At 67.6% G+C, this 16,929-nt stretch carries 14 protein-coding genes; 5 read left to right on the top strand and 9 right to left on the bottom strand.

Translation table 11 applies throughout. From position 1 onward, the window contains the following. The first annotated feature begins 52 nt into the window (after positions 1-52). Positions 53-2,050: an FtsK/SpoIIIE domain-containing protein gene (locus ACFTZC_RS38415; RefSeq protein ID WP_382898291.1), complete on the top strand. Its 1,998-nt coding sequence runs from the start codon at positions 53-55 to the stop codon at positions 2,048-2,050. Between the two features lie 139 nt (positions 2,051-2,189). Here the strand turns inward: ACFTZC_RS38415 and ACFTZC_RS38410 are convergent, their stop codons facing one another. The 6 genes from ACFTZC_RS38410 to ACFTZC_RS38385 all read right to left on the bottom strand — a co-directional run bounded on the left by ACFTZC_RS38410 (position 2,190) and on the right by ACFTZC_RS38385 (position 7,821). Next, positions 2,190-3,365, bottom strand: coding sequence for a hypothetical protein (locus ACFTZC_RS38410; protein ID WP_382898289.1), 1,176 nt, complete (start codon positions 3,363-3,365; stop codon positions 2,190-2,192). A gap of 976 nt (positions 3,366-4,341) precedes the next feature. Further along, positions 4,342-4,686 carry a hypothetical protein gene (locus ACFTZC_RS38405; protein WP_382898287.1) on the bottom strand — a complete coding sequence of 115 codons (345 nt, stop codon included), beginning with the start codon at positions 4,684-4,686 and terminating at the stop codon, positions 4,342-4,344. Positions 4,687-4,763: 77 nt separating this feature from the next. Continuing rightward, complete coding sequence (locus tag ACFTZC_RS38400) at positions 4,764-6,476, bottom strand: dihydroxyacetone kinase subunit DhaK (RefSeq protein ID WP_382898285.1); 1,713 nt, start codon at positions 6,474-6,476, stop codon at positions 4,764-4,766. A 170-nt stretch (positions 6,477-6,646) separates the two neighbouring features. After that, positions 6,647-6,970 carry a hypothetical protein gene (locus tag ACFTZC_RS38395; RefSeq protein WP_382898283.1) on the bottom strand — a complete coding sequence of 108 codons (324 nt, stop codon included), beginning with the start codon at positions 6,968-6,970 and terminating at the stop codon, positions 6,647-6,649. A 33-nt stretch (positions 6,971-7,003) separates the two neighbouring features. Further along, positions 7,004-7,381, bottom strand: coding sequence for a hypothetical protein (locus ACFTZC_RS38390; protein ID WP_382898281.1), 378 nt, complete (start codon positions 7,379-7,381; stop codon positions 7,004-7,006). A 26-nt stretch (positions 7,382-7,407) separates the two neighbouring features. Then, positions 7,408-7,821, bottom strand: a complete 414-nt coding sequence (locus tag ACFTZC_RS38385; RefSeq protein WP_382898279.1) for an ATP-binding protein — start codon at positions 7,819-7,821, stop codon at positions 7,408-7,410. A 189-nt stretch (positions 7,822-8,010) separates the two neighbouring features. On the opposite strand from ACFTZC_RS38385, the gene ACFTZC_RS38380 reads away from it, so the two are divergent. The 3 genes from ACFTZC_RS38380 (at position 8,011) to ACFTZC_RS38370 (ending at position 11,183) form a co-directional block, all read left to right on the top strand. Further along, positions 8,011-8,874, top strand: a complete 864-nt coding sequence (locus ACFTZC_RS38380) for a helix-turn-helix domain-containing protein (protein WP_382898277.1) — start codon at positions 8,011-8,013, stop codon at positions 8,872-8,874. Continuing rightward, positions 8,864-9,667 carry an SAM-dependent methyltransferase gene (locus ACFTZC_RS38375; RefSeq protein ID WP_382898275.1) on the top strand — a complete coding sequence of 268 codons (804 nt, stop codon included), beginning with the start codon at positions 8,864-8,866 and terminating at the stop codon, positions 9,665-9,667. Before ACFTZC_RS38380 ends, ACFTZC_RS38375 begins: the two co-directional genes overlap by 11 nt. A 115-nt stretch (positions 9,668-9,782) precedes the next feature. Then, complete coding sequence (locus ACFTZC_RS38370; RefSeq protein ID WP_382898274.1) at positions 9,783-11,183, top strand: helix-turn-helix domain-containing protein; 1,401 nt, start codon at positions 9,783-9,785, stop codon at positions 11,181-11,183. Between the two features lie 287 nt (positions 11,184-11,470). On the opposite strand, the gene ACFTZC_RS38365 is transcribed toward ACFTZC_RS38370, so the two are convergent. The 3 genes from ACFTZC_RS38365 to ACFTZC_RS38355 all read right to left on the bottom strand — a co-directional run bounded on the left by ACFTZC_RS38365 (position 11,471) and on the right by ACFTZC_RS38355 (position 15,043). Further along, on the bottom strand, positions 11,471-12,922 hold the full coding sequence (locus ACFTZC_RS38365) for an exonuclease domain-containing protein (RefSeq protein WP_382898272.1): 1,452 nt from the start codon (positions 12,920-12,922) through the stop codon (positions 11,471-11,473). 161 nt (positions 12,923-13,083) lie between these two features. Then, positions 13,084-13,641, bottom strand: a complete 558-nt coding sequence (locus ACFTZC_RS38360) for a hypothetical protein (RefSeq protein WP_382898270.1) — start codon at positions 13,639-13,641, stop codon at positions 13,084-13,086. 82 nt (positions 13,642-13,723) lie between these two features. Beyond that, entirely contained in the window at positions 13,724-15,043 is a 1,320-nt protein-coding gene (locus tag ACFTZC_RS38355) for a hypothetical protein (RefSeq protein ID WP_382898268.1), read from the bottom strand. Between the two features lie 512 nt (positions 15,044-15,555). On the opposite strand from ACFTZC_RS38355, the gene ACFTZC_RS38350 reads away from it, so the two are divergent. Further along, positions 15,556-16,779, top strand: coding sequence for a hypothetical protein (locus ACFTZC_RS38350; protein ID WP_382898267.1), 1,224 nt, complete (start codon positions 15,556-15,558; stop codon positions 16,777-16,779). Positions 16,780-16,929: the final 150 nt, after the last annotated feature.

Below are 16,929 nucleotides of genomic sequence, written 5' to 3'. Positions count from 1 at the left end.
TAGGAGAGGGTGGCAGCCCGCCACCCGACCCCAGCCCCAGAAAGGAGACCCCATGGCCCAGCCCAGCACCACCGCCGACACCGAGCGCTCCCCACTGAGCGCCGCGATCACGTACGGCGTGGGAATCGCCATGATCACCATCGCAGCGTCCCGCCTGCTCGACATCCCCCAGCTCCTCCCGTACGGTCTCGGCGCCGCAGTCCTCACGGCTCTCCTGGTCGCGGTTCTCGGCTCCCTCGTCCGCCGGCGAACCCGACCGGTGCGCGATCTGTACGCTGCGCTCGCTCCCGTCTTCGGACCGGATTTCACCCGCGAGCACATCAAGGCGGACAGGCGCCGGCACGGCATCCCCACCCGGGTAAGACTCACCTACCCGACGACATACGACGAGAGCGACGAGAAGGGCCGCGCCCGTGTCCGCGACATCATCGCCAAGCGACTGGGCGGCAGCGTCGAAGCGACATGGCAGCCACCGCGACGTCGCCTTGTCGCCCGGGTCGAGCTGACGCCTGACGCGACAGACATTGTCGACAGCGACGCGCCCGTCGTCGCCGACAACGCCGACGACACCCCGGAGCGCGCCAGGCTCCGCGGCCGCACGACAGATGTCGTCCAGTCGATCATGGGCCCGACAGCCCGCGTCGCCGACGTCGCCTTCGACGGCGACAGGCCCAACATGATCGAGGTCCGGTACCTGACGACCAGCCGCGACCTGTCGCAGAACTTCCGGCAGCGCGTCATCATGCAACTCGACACGAAGCTGCCGGGTGAATGGCGCGACACGTGGGACATGGAGAACGACACGGTACGTTTCGAACTCCGTCCGCCATTCCCCACGAATGTCCGCTACCCCATTCTGCACAAACACCAGGGGTACGAGCTTCCCTATTCGGTAACAGAGAACCACTGCATCGAGTCGTGGAAGCTAGGCAGCAAGGATCCCCACTGTCTCGTCGTCGGTCCCACCGGCAGTGGGAAGACGGTGTTCATCCGGAATCTCGTGGTGGGCGCCCGGATGTTCGGGATCCCCGTAGTCCTCTGCGATCCGAAGATGACCGAGTACCTCGACTTCGTCGGTCTGCCCGGTGTACGGGTGATCACTGACCCCGAAGAGATCGCGGCCGCCATCACGCACACGCATGACGAAATGATGCGCCGCTACAACGAAATCAAGGATCGGAAAATCAAGAAGGGAAAGCACAGTAAAATCCTGTTCGTCCTGGATGAATTCTTCGTATTCCGGGAGGCGATTCAGGAGGCATGGGATGAAAAGAGGGCCGTCAATAAGAAACTCAAGCGGATCCCTCCCTGCTTCTCGCACTGGCGCAAGATGATCGTGCTGGCCCGCACAGCCGGCATCCATCTCGTCGTGGGGATCCAGCGTCCCGACGCCGAATTCCTCAGCGGGCTGGCCCGCGACTCCCTCCGCAAGCGCATCAGCCTGGACCGTACGACCGCGGAGGCGGCACGCATGATGTGGGGAGACAGCCGCGTCGGAGCAGACCTCCCCAGCGTCCAGGGCCGCGCCATCGCCTCCACGGACCGAGGACCCGAGCAGGTCCAGGTCCTCCGCCTCCTCACCCCGGAGGACGATGACGCCTACGACTCCGACGACGCAAACGTATGGGACCACCTCGTACGGCAGATGAACCCAGCTGGCCGGCTCGGTCCCGCACGAGGCGAACCCGAGCTGGCCTATCTCGGAGCCCTGGGCGAGTGGACGATCCCGCAGAGCAGCTCGGGCGTGGCGCTCCCTGCCGCACCCGCCCCGGTGGCCGTCGCGGCGTACGAGCAGAGCGAAGACGAGAACCCGCACGAGGAGAGTGCGGACCCCGATGACGACTGCCAGCCGGTGGGCGTCTACGAGCTGGACGTCGAAGACGAGATCCAGCTACCCGACGAAGACGACTTCGTGGAGATTGCCGATCTCCACTTCGGAGAGACCGACGATGAAGAGTGGGTCGAGATCGAGTATCGGTATTCCGACGGTGGTACCGGAGTCCATCGCCTGACCGTCGAGGACGTCGTCAACCGCCGCGTCACCCAGTAACCCGAGGAGGGCCGGACAGAGTCCGGCCCTCCTGTCTTGCGTTCGGGGCGCAGGGGAAACGGGGTCGTGGTTTGCTCATGCCGACGGCGGTCGGAGCCAGCTCCAATGGCTCCGACCGCCGCGGCGTTGGGGCGCTAGGTCACGACTGTCCGTCGTTGGTGCGCATCTTGTTCACGGCCTGTCGGGACATCCGGGCGCGGCTGGCGATGGCGGAGTCGTCGCGGCCCCAGCCGATCGCTCGGCGGACGAGCAGGGATCGCTCTGCGCGCAGCGTCTCCAGCCGGGCGACCTCGGCCCCGACGACGGCGAGACGGTCCCAGTCCTGCTCGCGCAGGTTCGCTCGGTGGCTGTGAGCGGCTTCCTTCGCGCCGAGGAGGCGTAGTCCCTGTTGGGCGGCGAGGAGGTCTTGGCGTTCGGCCCAGGTGTCCAGAGCCGTGTCGGGGCAGTCCGAGGTGATGCCGCTGCCGGCCAGACTGCCGTGCTCGGCGTTCCAGTCACTGAAGTCGCGCGGCGGCCGGGGGTCTCCCTCCAGCCGTGCGGTTCGGTACCAGGAGCGCACGCCCAGCACGCCCAGGCTCACGCCGCTGCCGTCGCTGTGCGGGGCGCCGAAGACCTTCTTGATCTCGGGGTGCCAGTGTTCGTTGTTGCCGAGAAACCGGGTCTGGTACTCACAGGCTTCGGCCAGCTTGTCGCTGGTCAGCCGGAGCAGATCGGGGCGGTAGACCGCGGGGAAGCGCTGGACGATGGCCGCGTAGTCGACCAGCTCGCTGTCGACGTCGAGGGGAGCGGCCTCCCGGTAGCGCGAGGTCAGGCGGCAGATGTTGCGGGCCGTGTGGGCGGCGGCGGCCGACCAGTCCAGCTCGCCACCGGCCTCGAAGAAGCTGTCGAGCAGCTCTTGTGCGGTCGGCGCCACCAGTTCCAGCAGGGCATTGGCGGCCTCGACGTCGAGGTACGGATGGCCCGTGAAGCCCGAGTCGATGACCCAGCAGAGCAGCTCGGGCACCGGCTCGAACCACGTGTGCGGACCGCCCCCACCGGTGAACAGCGTGCCGGGGTGCCAGCGCTTCCAGGTCTCGCGCGGGACGTCGTTGATGGCTGTCCAACTCGGGTCCCAGCGTTCAAGGTGCTCGGTGCCCTCGTGGAAGCTCAGCACGCCGGTGGTGGTGTCCAGCAGGACGTGCTGGTAGGCACCCGGTGTGCGGCCGGGCTCGATGTGCTCCGTTGAGATCACCGCGGTCACGGGTGTGACGGTGATCTGCGGCGCCTGGTAGGTGGCCACCTTGATCTGCGGCACGGGGGCGTCTCCGGTCTTCATACAAGGCTCCTTGGGGAGTTGGGACTTTGACTGTCAACTAGTTGACGTTAAGTCAGAGAGTATGTCAATTAGTTGACGTCGTTTGAGTGGTGCATCCCGCTGGACGAGGTGACCGCGCGCCGATGCCGGTCGTTACGCCTGGCATGGACCTCACCCCTGATCGTCTTCCTGTCCCCGCCCGAGTCGGTCCGCAGCAGCACCGGCGCCGTCTGGGCCTTGGTCCCCTTCCCTCGTCGGAGTTGAAGGTGCGTGGGCAGGGCGGTCGTACGGCGGCGGAGCGTGCGAATCGGCAGGCCGCGCCGGCTCGTACTCCTGGCGGGCGGAGCGGTGCTGAGCCGGGTCGTCGCGCTCTGGGCACGGGCCACGGTGACGAGCGGTGAGTGAGCGGCGGCGCGGGTCGGCCGCGCTCCTGGGATTCGTCGGGACACTGCTGGCGGTGAGCGGATGCGTCTCCGTGGCGCCGAAGGAGATGCCCCTGGTGCCCAGCCTCTCGCCGGCAGGAGGGGCAGCGCTCTCTCCTATCGCTCCCAGGCCTGAGCAGGCACCGGCGCGCGAAGAACTCGCGAGGATGGAGGAGCCGGCGCCCGGCGTCCGCGTGGGGGCGAGAAGTTCGCGGCCGGTTGCGGCCCAGACGCCTCGTGCCGTACGGGAGCGGCCGACCGGCCCGGCGCCGGCCGCGGCCCCTGCCCGCCCGGCGGCGGAACCGGCGAAACCGCGGATGCGGGTACGGCCCCCCAGGGCGAGGGTTCCCACGACTGCTGTCCGGCCCACGTACGACATGCGCAGTCTGTGCGACGCGGCTGACGGGGTCGCACCGGCCGGGGTCGGGGCATTGTGCCGCGGCACCTACGGCCGGTGAGAGCACTGGCCCGGACACTGTGGTGAGCAGCGCCGGGCCAGTGTGAAGGCGTCTGATCCGCTGGGGCCGCGTTGTTGGGCAGGGCGACGGACCGGACACCTGGCTGATGGGAGCGGATCAGGTCATGAGGTTGCCGCCCCAGACCCAACCGGTCGTGTACCGGCCGCCGTTGGTGTCGAGGCTCGCTTTGCCGTAGTACCAGCGGTTGCCCGCCTTGCTCGTCGCGCTGCAATAGACGCGCAGCAGACCGAGAGGGGCGAGCCGCGCTTTCGCGCTGTACTGGCTGCCGGGCCCGGTGCGTACGGGGACGGAGCTGTCGCGGCTGTCGTTCTGCCGCCAGTGGTCTTTGTCGTTGCGCGTGCAGGCCGATGAGTCCAGCGTGTAGTCGGCTCGGGCCTCGGGGACGGTGGCGGGCACGAGGAGAGCGGCGGCGGCCACGAAGAGGATCAGAGTTCGTTTCATGCGTGGTCCAACTGGTCGGTATGCGGGCACGGTTACGGGTCCGCGGTGTGCTGAGAGCGCGGGCACGGGGCGCGAGGTCATGCCGATGCGGTCCAGTCCGTGAGCGAGGTCATGTGGTGGGCCGGTGTGAGGCGCGCCGCGTGCTGCGGCTCGAAGACCTGCGCGAGGACGGAGAAGATGATGGCCACCGCGACGGCGCCGGGATCCGGTACGCCGCGTGCGTGCTCTCCCACGTAGCTGGAGCGTCCGGCGCGCCCGAGCATGTCGGCGGTCGCGCGGGCGCCGTCGAAGGCGGCGGCCGCCGCTTCGGTGAGAGCGTCCGCGCGGCCGGCGGATGCCCTCAGGGCTGTGCTGGCAGGGGTGAGGGCATCCACGAGGGTGCGGTCCTTCGGGCGGGCGCCGCCGACGCGGCGGATCGTGTCGAGGGCGGCTGCGGTCGCGTGAGCGAGGTTCTCGGTGTCGAGGTCCGCTGCGTCGGTCACGGGCGCGAGGTGCTCGAAGAGCAGACCGAAGAGGGGGCCACTCGTGCCGCCCACGGTGTCGAGGAACGTCGTGGCGAGGGCGTGCATGCCCGCGCTGCCGTCCTGTGTGGAGAGGGCGAGGGCGCGGCGGACGCCGCCGGTGAAGGAGTCACCGAAGTCGCCGTCGCCGCTGCGCTCGTCGAGCAGCGTGAGATCAGCGTGTACGCGGTCGCAGGTGACGCTCAGCAGGTCCAGGACCACCCGCGGCCCCCTCGTCGGCGGCGCCGGGGTCACGGGGGTGAGGGTGCTCGTCACCGGCAGGACGTCGATGGTGGATGCGGTGGTCGAGCTGGCCATGCGCAGAGGGGTCTGGGTGGCGTTCTGCCACAGGTCGAGCCAGCCGGCTTCCAGGCTGGTGAGGGTCAGGGAGAAGCCCGCCATGTCGAGGGCGGCGGTGTAGGTGCCCGTGGTGAGCGCGGCGACGCGCACACCACGCTCGGCCAGGTATCCGTGGGCGATCGTGGTGATGATGTGCAGTTCCAGACTCGACGTGCCGCCGAGCCCGTTGACCACCAGGAGCATGCCGTCGACCGGATCCGACGGCACGGCGTCCAGCAGTCCGGTGAGCATGCGGCGCACCAGGAGCTGGAGCGGCATGTCAGCGTCGACGGTCGTGGCCGCGCGTTCGCCGTGGATCCCTACACCGAACTCCAGCCGGTCCGTGTCATAGACGGGCCGGCGGGTGACGGGGGAGGTCTGCGCGCGGGCGGCCACCGAGAGGCTGCGCGTCCGCGAACTGATCCGTGCTCCGAGATCGGTGAGCGAGTCGAGGTCGGCGCCCCGGTCGGCCGCCGCGCCGAGCAGCTGCTCCACGACGACAACACCGGCGGTGCCCCGGGCGCCCGTACCGGACGAGGATGTCGCGAGGTCGTCGTCCACGAGAACGCGAGCGCAGCGGATCCCCTCCTGGTTGAGGCGTTCGGCGGCGATGCCGAAGTTGATCCGGTCACCGGTGTAGTTCTTGACGATGTGGAGGACGCCGCCCCTGCCCGCAGCCGTACGGCTGGCCGCGATGATCTGCCGGTGGTGTGGCGAGGCGAAGATATGGCCTGGAGCGACCGCGTCCAGCCCGCCGGGTCCCAGGAGGCCGATGTGCAGCGGCTCGTGCCCGGAACCGCCCCCAGAGACGAGACCCACTTGTCGGCCGACGTTGCGGGTGCGGGACCACAGGTACAGCGGTTCGTCCACCAGACCGATGTGGGGATGGGTGAGGACCAGGCCGCGGGAGGCGGCGAGTACGGCGCCGTCGGCGGGCAGGAAGTAGCTCATCAACAGTGCTCCGGTGTACGGGTGTTGGGTGGGGTACAGCTCCACGCGTCCGGGAGCGGGACTCTGACTCCCGGACGCGTGGTCTCCCGTCGTCCGCCCGGCCTACGGGGGGCGGCCGGCTCGCCTGCGGCGGCGGGAGGATCGTGTCCGCTGTGGTGAGCGGAGCGGGATCAGAGGCGCGGGTCCGAGTGGCCGCAGAGCGCGCGTCCCGCTGTGTCGGTGGCCAGGGTGCTGTGCCCGGTGACGACCAGGCCCAGCTCGACGGCGCGCTGCGCGATGTCGGCTCCGTCGGACTCGGCCACGAGCAGGGCGAGGGCCAGGCCCTCATCCATCCGGTACGGCGGGAAGCTGAGATCGTCGGCGTGCGCGGGTGCCGCGCGTGTGGCCCTCCAGCCCTGAAGTGCGAGCAGGCCGGGGTCGTTTACGGCGATGTGCCAGGTGTCGGTCAGGGTCGCGAGCGGCCGACGGGCACAGGGGGCGTCGGTCATGGACATGAGATCTCCTGCGGGTGTGGGGGGAGGCGGGTGTCAGGCGTCGTCGCACGAGATTTCGTCCTCGTACAGCGTGCTGTCGTCCGTCGCGTTGCTCGCGAGAGTGGAGACCGATCTGACCCGCAGGCCGTACTGGCCAGCGCGCTCCGCGATCTCTACCGGGTCGCTGTCAGCGAGGAGCAGCCGGAAGGCCAACACAGCGTTCATGCGGGTGGCGGGGTTCCACCCGTGCTGCCGCGCCGTGCCCGGATCGCTCTTGGCGAGCTTCTTGCCGCAGCGGATCAGGCAGGCTGCGTTCTCGATCACGAAGTGGTGCGTCTCCGTCACGATGACGAAATTCAGAGGACTGGTCCCCGCAGGGGTGAGGAGGGTGGACTCCGGCGCGCGTCGGGGGAGGGGGATCGTGTGCGGCATGGTGTCTGTCCTGTCGGTCGAGCTGTTCAGGCGGCGCTGAGCGTCGCCCAGTGCCGGGCGGTGTAGGGGCTGGAGACATCAGCGCTCCGCCCGAACTCGTCGGCCAGGGCGGCGACGAGGACCAGGCCTCGACCGTGTTCCTCAGGGTCCGGCGCCGACGTGGTGAGGGAGGGGCCGCCGTCGTCCACGGCTACCTGGAGGCTGCCATCAGCGCGGTGGTCCAGATGGGCGCGGATGGGACCGCAGGCGTGGATGAGCGCGTTGGCGACCAACTCGGAGACGACCATCAGCACGTCGCTGCGCGGGACCGCCGAGTACGCCCAGTCGGTGAGCGCTGAATGAGCCCACTGCCGTGCATGGCCACACGAGCGGGCGCAGCGCGCGAGATCGACGGACGTGTGGCGGGCGGTCACGTGGCTGAGTACGGATGCGCTGGTCATCGGTTCTCCGCGGGGGGTGAGTGCGTGGTCCGTTCCGGACCGGTATGTCGTGCTCGGCCCCAGTCAGAGGGTGGGGAGCGACGAACTCGGACATACTCACTTTGGAGCAGTGAACAGAGATTGCAAGGTGCAGAGTGTGCAGTTTGCTCAACCTGAGCAAACTGCCGGACCCGGGGTTGGGAGGGTTTGGTGGCGAGGCAGAGGTCTGGCCGTACGGTGCAGCACGCCGTACTGGCCGCGCGTCTCCAGACGCTCCGGGAGAGTGCCGGCCTGTCCCAGAAGGAGGCCGCGGAAGCGCTCGGCGCGCATCCGGCGACGGTCCGCCGGATCGAGCTGGCGCAGACGTCGCTCAACGCCGGCCAGGTGCACGTTCTCCTCACCCGTTACGGCGCGGGCCCCGCGGAGATCGATGAGTTCCTGTCGAAGCTGGCGGCGGCTAACCTGCCGGGCTGGTGGCATCCGTGGCGCGACGTCATGGATCCCTGGCAGCTCGATCTGATGTCGGTGGAGTCCGCGGCGAGAATCATCCGAGTCTGGGACCCGGCCCTGGTGCCCCTGTTGCTGCGGACCCCCGCGTACGCACGCGCAGTCGATGACGTGCTGCGCCCCGAGCTGGCGGCGGCCGACCGGATCCGGCGCGCGGAACTGCTCGCTGAACGCCAGAAGCGGCTGAACGACCAGCAGACCCGGGTCTGGGCCCTGATGCCGGCCGCGGCACTGCATACCTCCGTCGGCAGCCCAAGCGTGATGGCCGAACAGATCGACGCCCTGCGCAGCGCAGCCGAGGACCGGCCAGACATCACCCTTCAGATTCACCGGCTGACCGGCCCACCCCACGCCCTGACCGGCATACCGGCCCTGAGCATGTACCGCGTGGACGTCGGAGAGATCCCCGACCACGTGGTCAAGGAAGGGGGACTGCCCGGAACCGCCGACGTCTGGGACGCTCAGGCCACGATCACCCGCTACAGGCTGCTGCTCGACCTGTCATGCGCTGCCGCCCCCCACCCCAACAAAGCCGTAGAGGAACTGGAGATTCACCGTGACGTATGAAAAGCGGCGTGAGCTCCCGCCGGAGATTGACACCACTGTGGCCCACAGTGCACGGGTCTGGAACTACTGGCTCGGCGGAAAAGACAATTTCCCGGCGGACCAGGCGGCGGGTGACGCCTACCGCTCCAAATACCCGCTGATCAGCCAGTTCGCGCGGGAATCCCGCGACTTCCTGCGGCGCACGGTCACCTATCTGGCCAGGGACGCGGGCATGAGGCAGTTCCTCGACCTGGGCGCGGGGCTGCCGACGGTCAACAACACGCACGAGGTCGCCCAGCGCATCGCGCCCGACTGCCGGATCGTCTACGTCGATCACGACCCGCTCGTCCTGCTCCATGTCCACGCCCTGCTGACCAGCACACCCGAGGGTGCGACCGCTTACGTCCAGGCCGACATGCGCGACACGGACGACGTCCTCGACGGCGCGGCGCAGACGCTGGATCTGTCGCAGCCGGTCGCGCTCGTGATCAGTGACGTCCTCGGGCACATCGTGGACTGGGAGGAGGCTCTGGCCCTGGTGAGGCGGCTCACCGACCGGCTGCCCTCAGGCAGTTACCTCTCCCTGAGCCACTCCACTGCCTCCGACGAGGCACACCGCGCCGTACAGGAGACCTACAACAACAGCGGAGCGATTCCGTACATCTTCCGGGAGCCGTCCGTCACCGTGCAGTTCTTCGACGGGCTGGAGATGGTCGAACCCGGGCTGGTGTCGTGGCCGAACTGGCACCCCGACGCCAACACAGGAAAAACGACGGATCGGGCGGGCTGGGGTGCGGTCGCACGTATCCCCTGACCCTCCCCGACGGAAGCACGGCCAGGACACCCCGTACGTCCCGCCCCTCCCGGCGGGACGTACAACGGTGTGGTCTCCGGATGCGGGCGGCATGACCCGGCCCGAGGCTGGTGCCATGTACAGCAACGCGCTGGTGGTGCGGCGCTTGATGCAGGCGGCTACCCGCTCCGGCGCGCTGCTGATCAAAGAGGCCGCCGCCCTCGTGGACGGCTGGGCCGTACTGGCCGATCCCCTCGCTGGAGCGGTCTACAGCACCCCCGAAACCGCCGCCCCTGACGGCATCCGCGCTGCCGCATACCCTCAAACCCACCCTGATCTCGTAGTCCGGCAGACCGCCGGCGCGGTACTCGTGATCGGGCCCGGCCCGGACACCAGCGCATGCCGGGCCTCCCTCGTCGCCCGAACCACAGCCGGTCTCCTGGAGGTCCGCGCCCGCCGCGCGGAAGAGATGCGCGTCGCGGAGATGCGTCTGCACACCGTGGTGCTGCGCCTCCTCCTGCGTGGCGAGACGAGTCTGGCCGCGGACGTCCTCGGTGACACCGTCACGCACGCCATCGTCTACCGTCTGTCAGGCTGCCCCGACCTGCACGCCGCCCACCAGACACTGTGGCGCGCGGTGCTGCCCACCGCGGCCCGCACCGGCATCCACACCCTCGTCGCGCGCCTGGACGACGAACTGGCCGTGGTCACCCTGCACGGCTCACCCGCCCACGACACCGGGCCCGCCCTGCGGCTCATCGCCCGAGCAGCAGAGCGCCACCGCCTACTCGCCGGTGTCTCCGACCCGATGCCGCTGGACATGCTGACCACCGCATGGGCCGAGGCCGGCCAGGCCCGGAGCGGCGCGACGGCCGGCCACCTCGTCCCCGCGACCGGACTGGGCGAGCGCGCACTGCTGCGGATCATCCCCTCCGACCGGCTCACTGCCTGGGCAGCCGCGGTACTCCAACCCCTGGACACATCCCAGCGCCACGTACTGGAGGCGTGGCTGCGCCAGGGATCCGTCCAGAGCGTCGCCCCCGCGCTCGGCACTTCCCAGGGCACCGTCCGCACCCGGCTGCGCGACATCGCCAAGACACTGGACGTGGACCTGCGACGGCCCACGGTCCAAGCCCAACTGCTCCTCGCGCTGCGGGCGCCCGACGACGGCGCGCCGGACAGAAGGACCATTACGCCCGTGGCGCTTCCCGCCCTGGCCGTGCCCACCGAACTGGTCAGTGAGACGACGGCCCACCAGTGGGCGACCGGCCTGGTGGGCGTACTGGACAAGAGGCTGAGAATCACCCTGCGCTGCTGGCTGGCCCATCGGGGCTGCACCGCACCGGCCGCCGCCGAACTAGGGCTGCACCGGACCACGTTGGGGCTCTGGCTGGAGCAGATCGCCGGGCAACTGGGCGTGGACCTGTCCGTACCGGGCATCCGGGCTGAACTGCATCTCGCGGTGGAGACGGTGGCCGATCCGGCAGACGTGCCGCGCGCGCTGCCGCGTCGAGGGGGCCGTACGTACCCGCAGTAGAACGGCGATGTGGCAGCCGACCCGGAAGGCCTCCGGAGCCACGCACGTCAGCGCATCACGGCAACTGATCATCTGAACGCGTGCGGAAGGAGAGGGAAGCCCGCGAAGCAGCCAAGACGGTGCTGCGGGACAACGGGAAGCGGTCCCGCACTGGCTGGCGCGGGACCGCTTCCCCTAAGGGCTGGGTGATGATGGACTGTGTGGCGGGTCGCCCCCAGGTCGTATGGGGGCGACCCGCCACACAGGGGACCGCGGGCGTACCGTCGAGATCGGTACGCCCCGGGCGCTCACGTCTGGGTGCTCACGGGGGCGGGGTCGGTAGAAGAGCGGCTTCCGGGGACCTCGGCGTTATGTCCCATGGCGCGGAGGCAGTCCAGTACCGCCCGGCAGTCCCCGGCGGCCCGGTGGCCGCCGTCCAGGGGCTGCCAGCGGTTGTTCCCGTGGTACCCCGACCATTCACCCACCCAGTCGCTGTAGGGCACCATCACGTCCTCGACGGTCAGCGAGTCGAGCCAGACGGCCCCCTGCTTCCGGGCGTCCGCCACTGGCCCCGTGACGTCCATCGAGCCATACCAGGCTGCCACCAGTTCCCGGTGCTCTGCCGTCGGCCCGCTGCTCTCCCCTGCGGCGCGGGCAAGGTGGTGCAGGGTCAGTTCGTGGCGCAGCCGGTTCATGTCGTACGCGTCGTTGTAGATCAGACAGCGCCTGCCCTCCAGGAGCCGCACCAGCTGGGGCAGCACGTCCGCGAACGTCGGTGCGCCCGCGACATCGGCGTTCGTGATGCGGTGGATCTTCGACGCCTGCGCAGGGATCGGCTCGCCCGGGTCGATGAGCGTGTCCAGGAGGACATCGCCGGCCGACGAGAGCACTGCGATTTCCACGATCCGTGCCGTGGGATGCAGACCGGTCGTCTCGGTGTCGAGCACGACCACATCCGGGTCGAGCAGCGCAGCGGCGGCCCAGCGCTCGCGCTCCTCGGCCCGCCTCTGCTCGGCCTCCCGCCGCTCAGCGTCCCGCCGTTCGGCGGCCTCCCGCCGCGCCTGCGCCTGGCGCTCGTACTCCGCACGCTCCACGGCCTGGCGCTGCTCCTCGGCCACCGCACACGGCGGGCATCGCCGCGCCCAGTCCGGAGACCGCATCCACCACCCCCGCTCCGCCCCGCCCTGACCCTTCTGGGTGGCACGCGCCGCCTTCTTCGTCACGACCCTGGCCGTACAGCCGTCCCCTGCGCACACCGTGACGTCCTCGACCCACGCGACCGCCTTCGCCCGCAGCGCGGTGAGCTGCTCCCGGCGACACCGCGCGCAGCGGTGATGCGCCGGCGGAAGGGGCCGTTCGGAGACCTCCCGGCAGTCCCAGCACGTCCGGGCCGCCCGGCGCTGCTGCGCCTGGTAGGCCTTGTGCTCGCAGACGGTGCACTGCGTGCCGTGCACGACGTGCTGGCGCACCTGGTTGCACTTCGGGCAGGTCCTGCGCTTGGCCATCTTCGCTTTGGTCGCGGAGGGCAGCGGGCGCATCTTCACCGCCGACTCCGGGTCGTACAGGGCGATGTCGCCGTACTTCCGGCTGCGGCAGTACGCGACGACCGTCTGGCCCTCGGTCAGCTTGAGGCGTGCCTCGCCGAGTTGCGTCTGAGTACGTAGGTGCGCGGGAGCCTGTCCCCAGCGATAGACCGGTACCCCGCCGACTTTGCCCACGGGCTCGTTCATCGCGACATCCGCCGCTGAGCGGTCAGTCATTGGTTTCCCTTCCACTTCTTCTTTCCCCAATCGGATCGAATACGTAATGTCAATATGTAGCGCACTATCCACAGCATTATCAATTCCTTTGAGAGATTCACTCACACGGGTTCGCACGGCTCTTTTTGCTTTTATTTTCTACAAAGGAGGTCCTTTAAAAATCACGACTCGGAAGGCTGAGGTCCGTACCGGTCGAGGGCTTCCCGCACGATACGAGGCGGCGAGTACACGCGATCGACGAGGATCCTGCGCCGCTCCCGTTCGACAGGCCCCAGGCTCGTGCTGTTGCGGACCAGGCCGAGCGCGTCGAGTTCCGCGAGTGGTCCCTCGCTCACACGCCAGGCGGCTGTACGCAGTGCGGTCAGCAAATCGGTGGGCAGCTCGTAGTTCCTCTGTGCCAGGCCCCTTTCGTTGGCTCCGGGCCACCGGCCGGCCAGGGCCAGGCGGGCAGCCTCGTCGGCCGACAGCGCCCGCCACGGCCCCCGCAGATCGGGTTCCGCGAGCCGCCGGGTCAAAGCGCCGGCCACCACCGTGTTCAAGGCGGGCCACCGCTCCGCACGAGCGCGCTGAGCGGCCACACGGGCCTCGGTGCGCGACAGCCCCTCCGCCACCAGTTCCTCCACGTACGCGGCCTCACCCCGGCGGTTCTTCTTGTAGAGGGCCCGCAGCCGCGCCGCATGCTGCGCGCTGATCCACACCGTGTACTTCTCTGATTTCACATCAACCTCATGGTGGCTATTTACGTCTGGAACGCGGTAGGCCCCGGCTTTTCACCGGGGCCTACCGCGAAGTGCTGGCGTATCACGGCTGCTGGATGTCGTCCATCGTGATGATGCCGTCCGCGGTCATCTTCTTGAAGTAGCGCTGCACGCTGCGCGGCCCCACGGGCACCCGCTCATCGTCGGCGACGCGGGGGCCGGACACCTTCTCACCGAGGGCCACAAGTTCCTTCACCACCTCGACCGCCTTCTGATAGTTCGCGGCAGTGCGGTTCGAAAGGTCCTGCTCTTCGCGTGCCTCGCGCTCGATCCTGGTCTCGATGTGGTGGGAGCCCACTGTGGCGTCCAAGGGCGCAGCGGCGGCCTCCGCGACGTCCGGGGAGGCGTAGCGGTGCTGAGCGGGAACCTCGCTGACTGTGGTGGTGCTGGCGTACGGCGCGTCACCCTCGATGGCTGTTGCAGCCGTTGACCCGACCGGCAGCGCGGCGGGCTCCTCTGTCTGCTCCAGTTCACGAGGGGCGGGACCAGGCCCGGGGAGTTCGGGCTGCCAGAACGACTCGTCTGACTGGATCTTTCCGAGAGACGGGGCCTGCTGCCAGGTCTTCACCTCACTAAGGAGGGCCGCCTTCAGCTCTTCATCGTTGGCCACGCCTGCGGCCCGCAGCTGCTTGCGAAGTGCAGTCAGTACCCTGGCACGCCGCCAGGCCCAAGCTCCGTTCATCTCCTCGTACTTGCCTGAGAGCGCCGCCGCCCTCACCAGGGCGCGTTCGCGGGCAAGCTCTTCGGCCGTCACGTCCTGGGACAGGACGCCGATCCGGGACAGCACGCGCGTCTGATAGTGGCGGAAGATCTTGGCCGCTACACCCTGGTTCTGCCCGGCCTTCTCTGTCCGCAGCTCGATGCCCATGACGAAGTGCCACAGCAGCGCAGCCGCGAACGGGCCGAGAAGGACGCGGATCGCGCCCTCCGAGAAGCCTTGGGACAGGGAGATCGCGGGAATCGCCAGCACGCAGGACATCACCCACACCAGGATGCCGGGCGTTCCGGCCGCCTGCTTCTCCTTGTCGAGGACGTTGGCGCGAGCCATCAAGGCCATGGCGAAGAGGATGGTCTCTCCCACGAGGAAGATGCCTGCCCGCTCGACTGGGTTGTCGATGTTGAGGTTTGTGCCTGCGAACCGCCAGGCTGTATCTGCTCCGAGGAGCGTGGCGAGCAGCGCGCCGAGAGTGCCTGTAAGGACAGCAGCGCTCGGGCTCCACTTCACGTAGACGCGGCGGAGCTGGCGGTAGACCAGGTAGCAGAGGCCGGCCAGGGCCATCGCTCCGGCCAGAACCGCGGCGAGCATCACCGCCGCCGCGTCGGGGTGCTCGATCACCCACGACGGGATCTTTCGTACCTGCATCCTCTGCTCCCTCTCGTGCCGCTGTCCGTGACGAGCGCTCAGTACCATACCGCGACAGTTCCGCTAGTCGCATGTAACTTGAACCATCCCGAGAACAGTATGGCCTTTGAGTCATACAGTCAAGGGCAACGCTCACTATCGCTGAAGCTTAGGCGCAGCAATTTATTTCGGGGGTGGCGGCTCCGTCCGACGCCCCGCGCCGGTCCGCTGCGCTCCCCGGCCAGCGCACAACGCTGCGCGTCATGCGCGTCCTGACCGCTGCGCGCCCAGGACAGGAATTCGGATGCATTCTGCGTTTCACTCCGAATAGCGCTGCGCGCTTCCGAATCCCTGGGCCCTTTAGCGCTGCGCGCTTTCGGGCGCGGAGCGACGAACAGAACCGCCACCCCCGAAATAGAGAGACTTGGCCACGCGCGCCTACTTCCCTTAATGACTAAAGAGCGATACTGTTATTCCTGTTGGGAGGGAGTGGCACTCTCCCAACAGGAATACCCCCCAACCAGGAGGAAAAAGTGACTTTCATCGAGAACGCTCAGCAGACCGCAGAATTCATGCTCCCTTACCGTGATCTCCGCGAAGCGCTCGACATCGTCGGCTTGGCTGTGCCGCCGAGGCCGGCACTTCCGGTTCTCGGCGGAGTGATTGTTGAATCAAAGGATTCAATTGTTCAATTCACTGCCTATGACTACGAGACGACGATCTCGGTTGCTCTCCCCGCAGCCACCCGGCCCGCGAAGAATCTGTGGGATCACAGCGAACTGAGCAAACTTCTCTCCGCGAGTGCACAAGGTGAGAAGAAGGCAGTGGTCGACCAAATGACAGTTTCATTTGGAGCTGGCACGCTGACCACCCCGTACATCTCGGCGCCTGTAAGCGCCCGCCCACTGGATGAGTACCCGGAAGTTCTCTCCGCAGCACCTATCGCGGCCACGGTCGATGGACAGGAATTCTTCCGGCAGGTTGCGCGCGTTCTGTCGGCTGCGTGCAACGACGACACGCTGCCCGCCCTCAATGGCCTACAGGTCATGCTGTCCGACGACAAACTGATGCTCGTAGGCACTGATCGGTACCGCCTGGCCTACGCCGAAATTAAGAATGAGTCGACTCCCCCATTCGAAAAGATGGGGGCAATGATTTCGGCTCGCGTTATCGCTGGCCTACTGAAGAGCATGAAGAACTACGAGGGACCGATTCACGTGGGAATCATTCCGTCCAAAGAGGAAAGTATTGGATACGTAACGCTGACAATGGGAGGCGTTGAGGTCACCTCAGGGTATTTTGGAGGGCAGTTGGTTCCATTCACCAAGCTCATTCCCAAGAAGTACAGTGAGGCAGTCAGCATCGATCGAGAGACCCTGGCGCGCGGCGTGAAAAAGGCTGTAGGGGTCATCAAGGCCAAGGGAATGAAAAACTGCCCGTGCGATCTCCAGTGGAGTAGTTCCGGGGTCCTGACAGTTGTTCCTCAGATCTCCATGGAAGACCAGGCGAAGGTGAGGGGAATGGAAGTCCCCTACAGTATCGCCAGCGGCTCAGATCTCTGTGAAATGGGAGCTGCTTTCAATCCGTCTTTCCTCTTGGATGCACTCTCCACCTTCACCACAAAGTACGTTACATTGCATCTGAGCCGACCCGACGACGGGTCTAGGATCGTAAAGCCGAGCTTGATCACCGAGACGCACAATCTCACGGAGAATGACTATCGTCACCTCCTGATGCCGGTAAGGCTCCAAAACTAAGCGCAAAGCGCTTAGAGCGAATAGGTGTGGAGTTTATCTCCGCACCTATTCTTGTTTTTCTATCCGCAAAGCGGATAGAAATGTTTGGGAAATCCCGCTTTAGCGGGATTCTGTTTTTTAGTGTTCTGCGCAACGCGCAGAATTAAAGCC

Source organism: Streptomyces sp. NPDC056987 (genome assembly GCF_042673865.1).
Taxonomy (GTDB): Bacteria; Actinomycetota; Actinomycetes; order Streptomycetales; family Streptomycetaceae; genus Streptomyces.
The sequence above is the reverse complement of the archived record's forward strand: the minus strand, read 5'-3'. Positions and strand labels throughout refer to the sequence as shown.

Excerpts from the sequence above, each read along its gene's own strand:
- ACFTZC_RS38400 (WP_382898285.1), bottom strand. The coding sequence starts at position 6,476 with ATGAGCTACTTCCTGCCCGCCGACGGCGCCGTACTCGCCGCCTCCCGC.
- ACFTZC_RS38405 (WP_382898287.1), bottom strand. The coding sequence starts at position 4,686 with ATGAAACGAACTCTGATCCTCTTCGTGGCCGCCGCCGCTCTCCTCGTG.
- ACFTZC_RS38390 (WP_382898281.1), bottom strand. The coding sequence starts at position 7,381 with ATGCCGCACACGATCCCCCTCCCCCGACGCGCGCCGGAGTCCACCCTC.
- ACFTZC_RS38370 (WP_382898274.1), top strand. The coding sequence starts at position 9,783 with ATGTACAGCAACGCGCTGGTGGTGCGGCGCTTGATGCAGGCGGCTACC.
- ACFTZC_RS38385 (WP_382898279.1), bottom strand. The coding sequence starts at position 7,821 with ATGACCAGCGCATCCGTACTCAGCCACGTGACCGCCCGCCACACGTCC.
- ACFTZC_RS38365 (WP_382898272.1), bottom strand. The coding sequence starts at position 12,922 with ATGACTGACCGCTCAGCGGCGGATGTCGCGATGAACGAGCCCGTGGGC.
- ACFTZC_RS38395 (WP_382898283.1), bottom strand. The coding sequence starts at position 6,970 with ATGTCCATGACCGACGCCCCCTGTGCCCGTCGGCCGCTCGCGACCCTG.
- ACFTZC_RS38355 (WP_382898268.1), bottom strand. The coding sequence starts at position 15,043 with ATGCAGGTACGAAAGATCCCGTCGTGGGTGATCGAGCACCCCGACGCG.
- ACFTZC_RS38410 (WP_382898289.1), bottom strand. The coding sequence starts at position 3,365 with ATGAAGACCGGAGACGCCCCCGTGCCGCAGATCAAGGTGGCCACCTAC.
- ACFTZC_RS38415 (WP_382898291.1), top strand. The coding sequence starts at position 53 with ATGGCCCAGCCCAGCACCACCGCCGACACCGAGCGCTCCCCACTGAGC.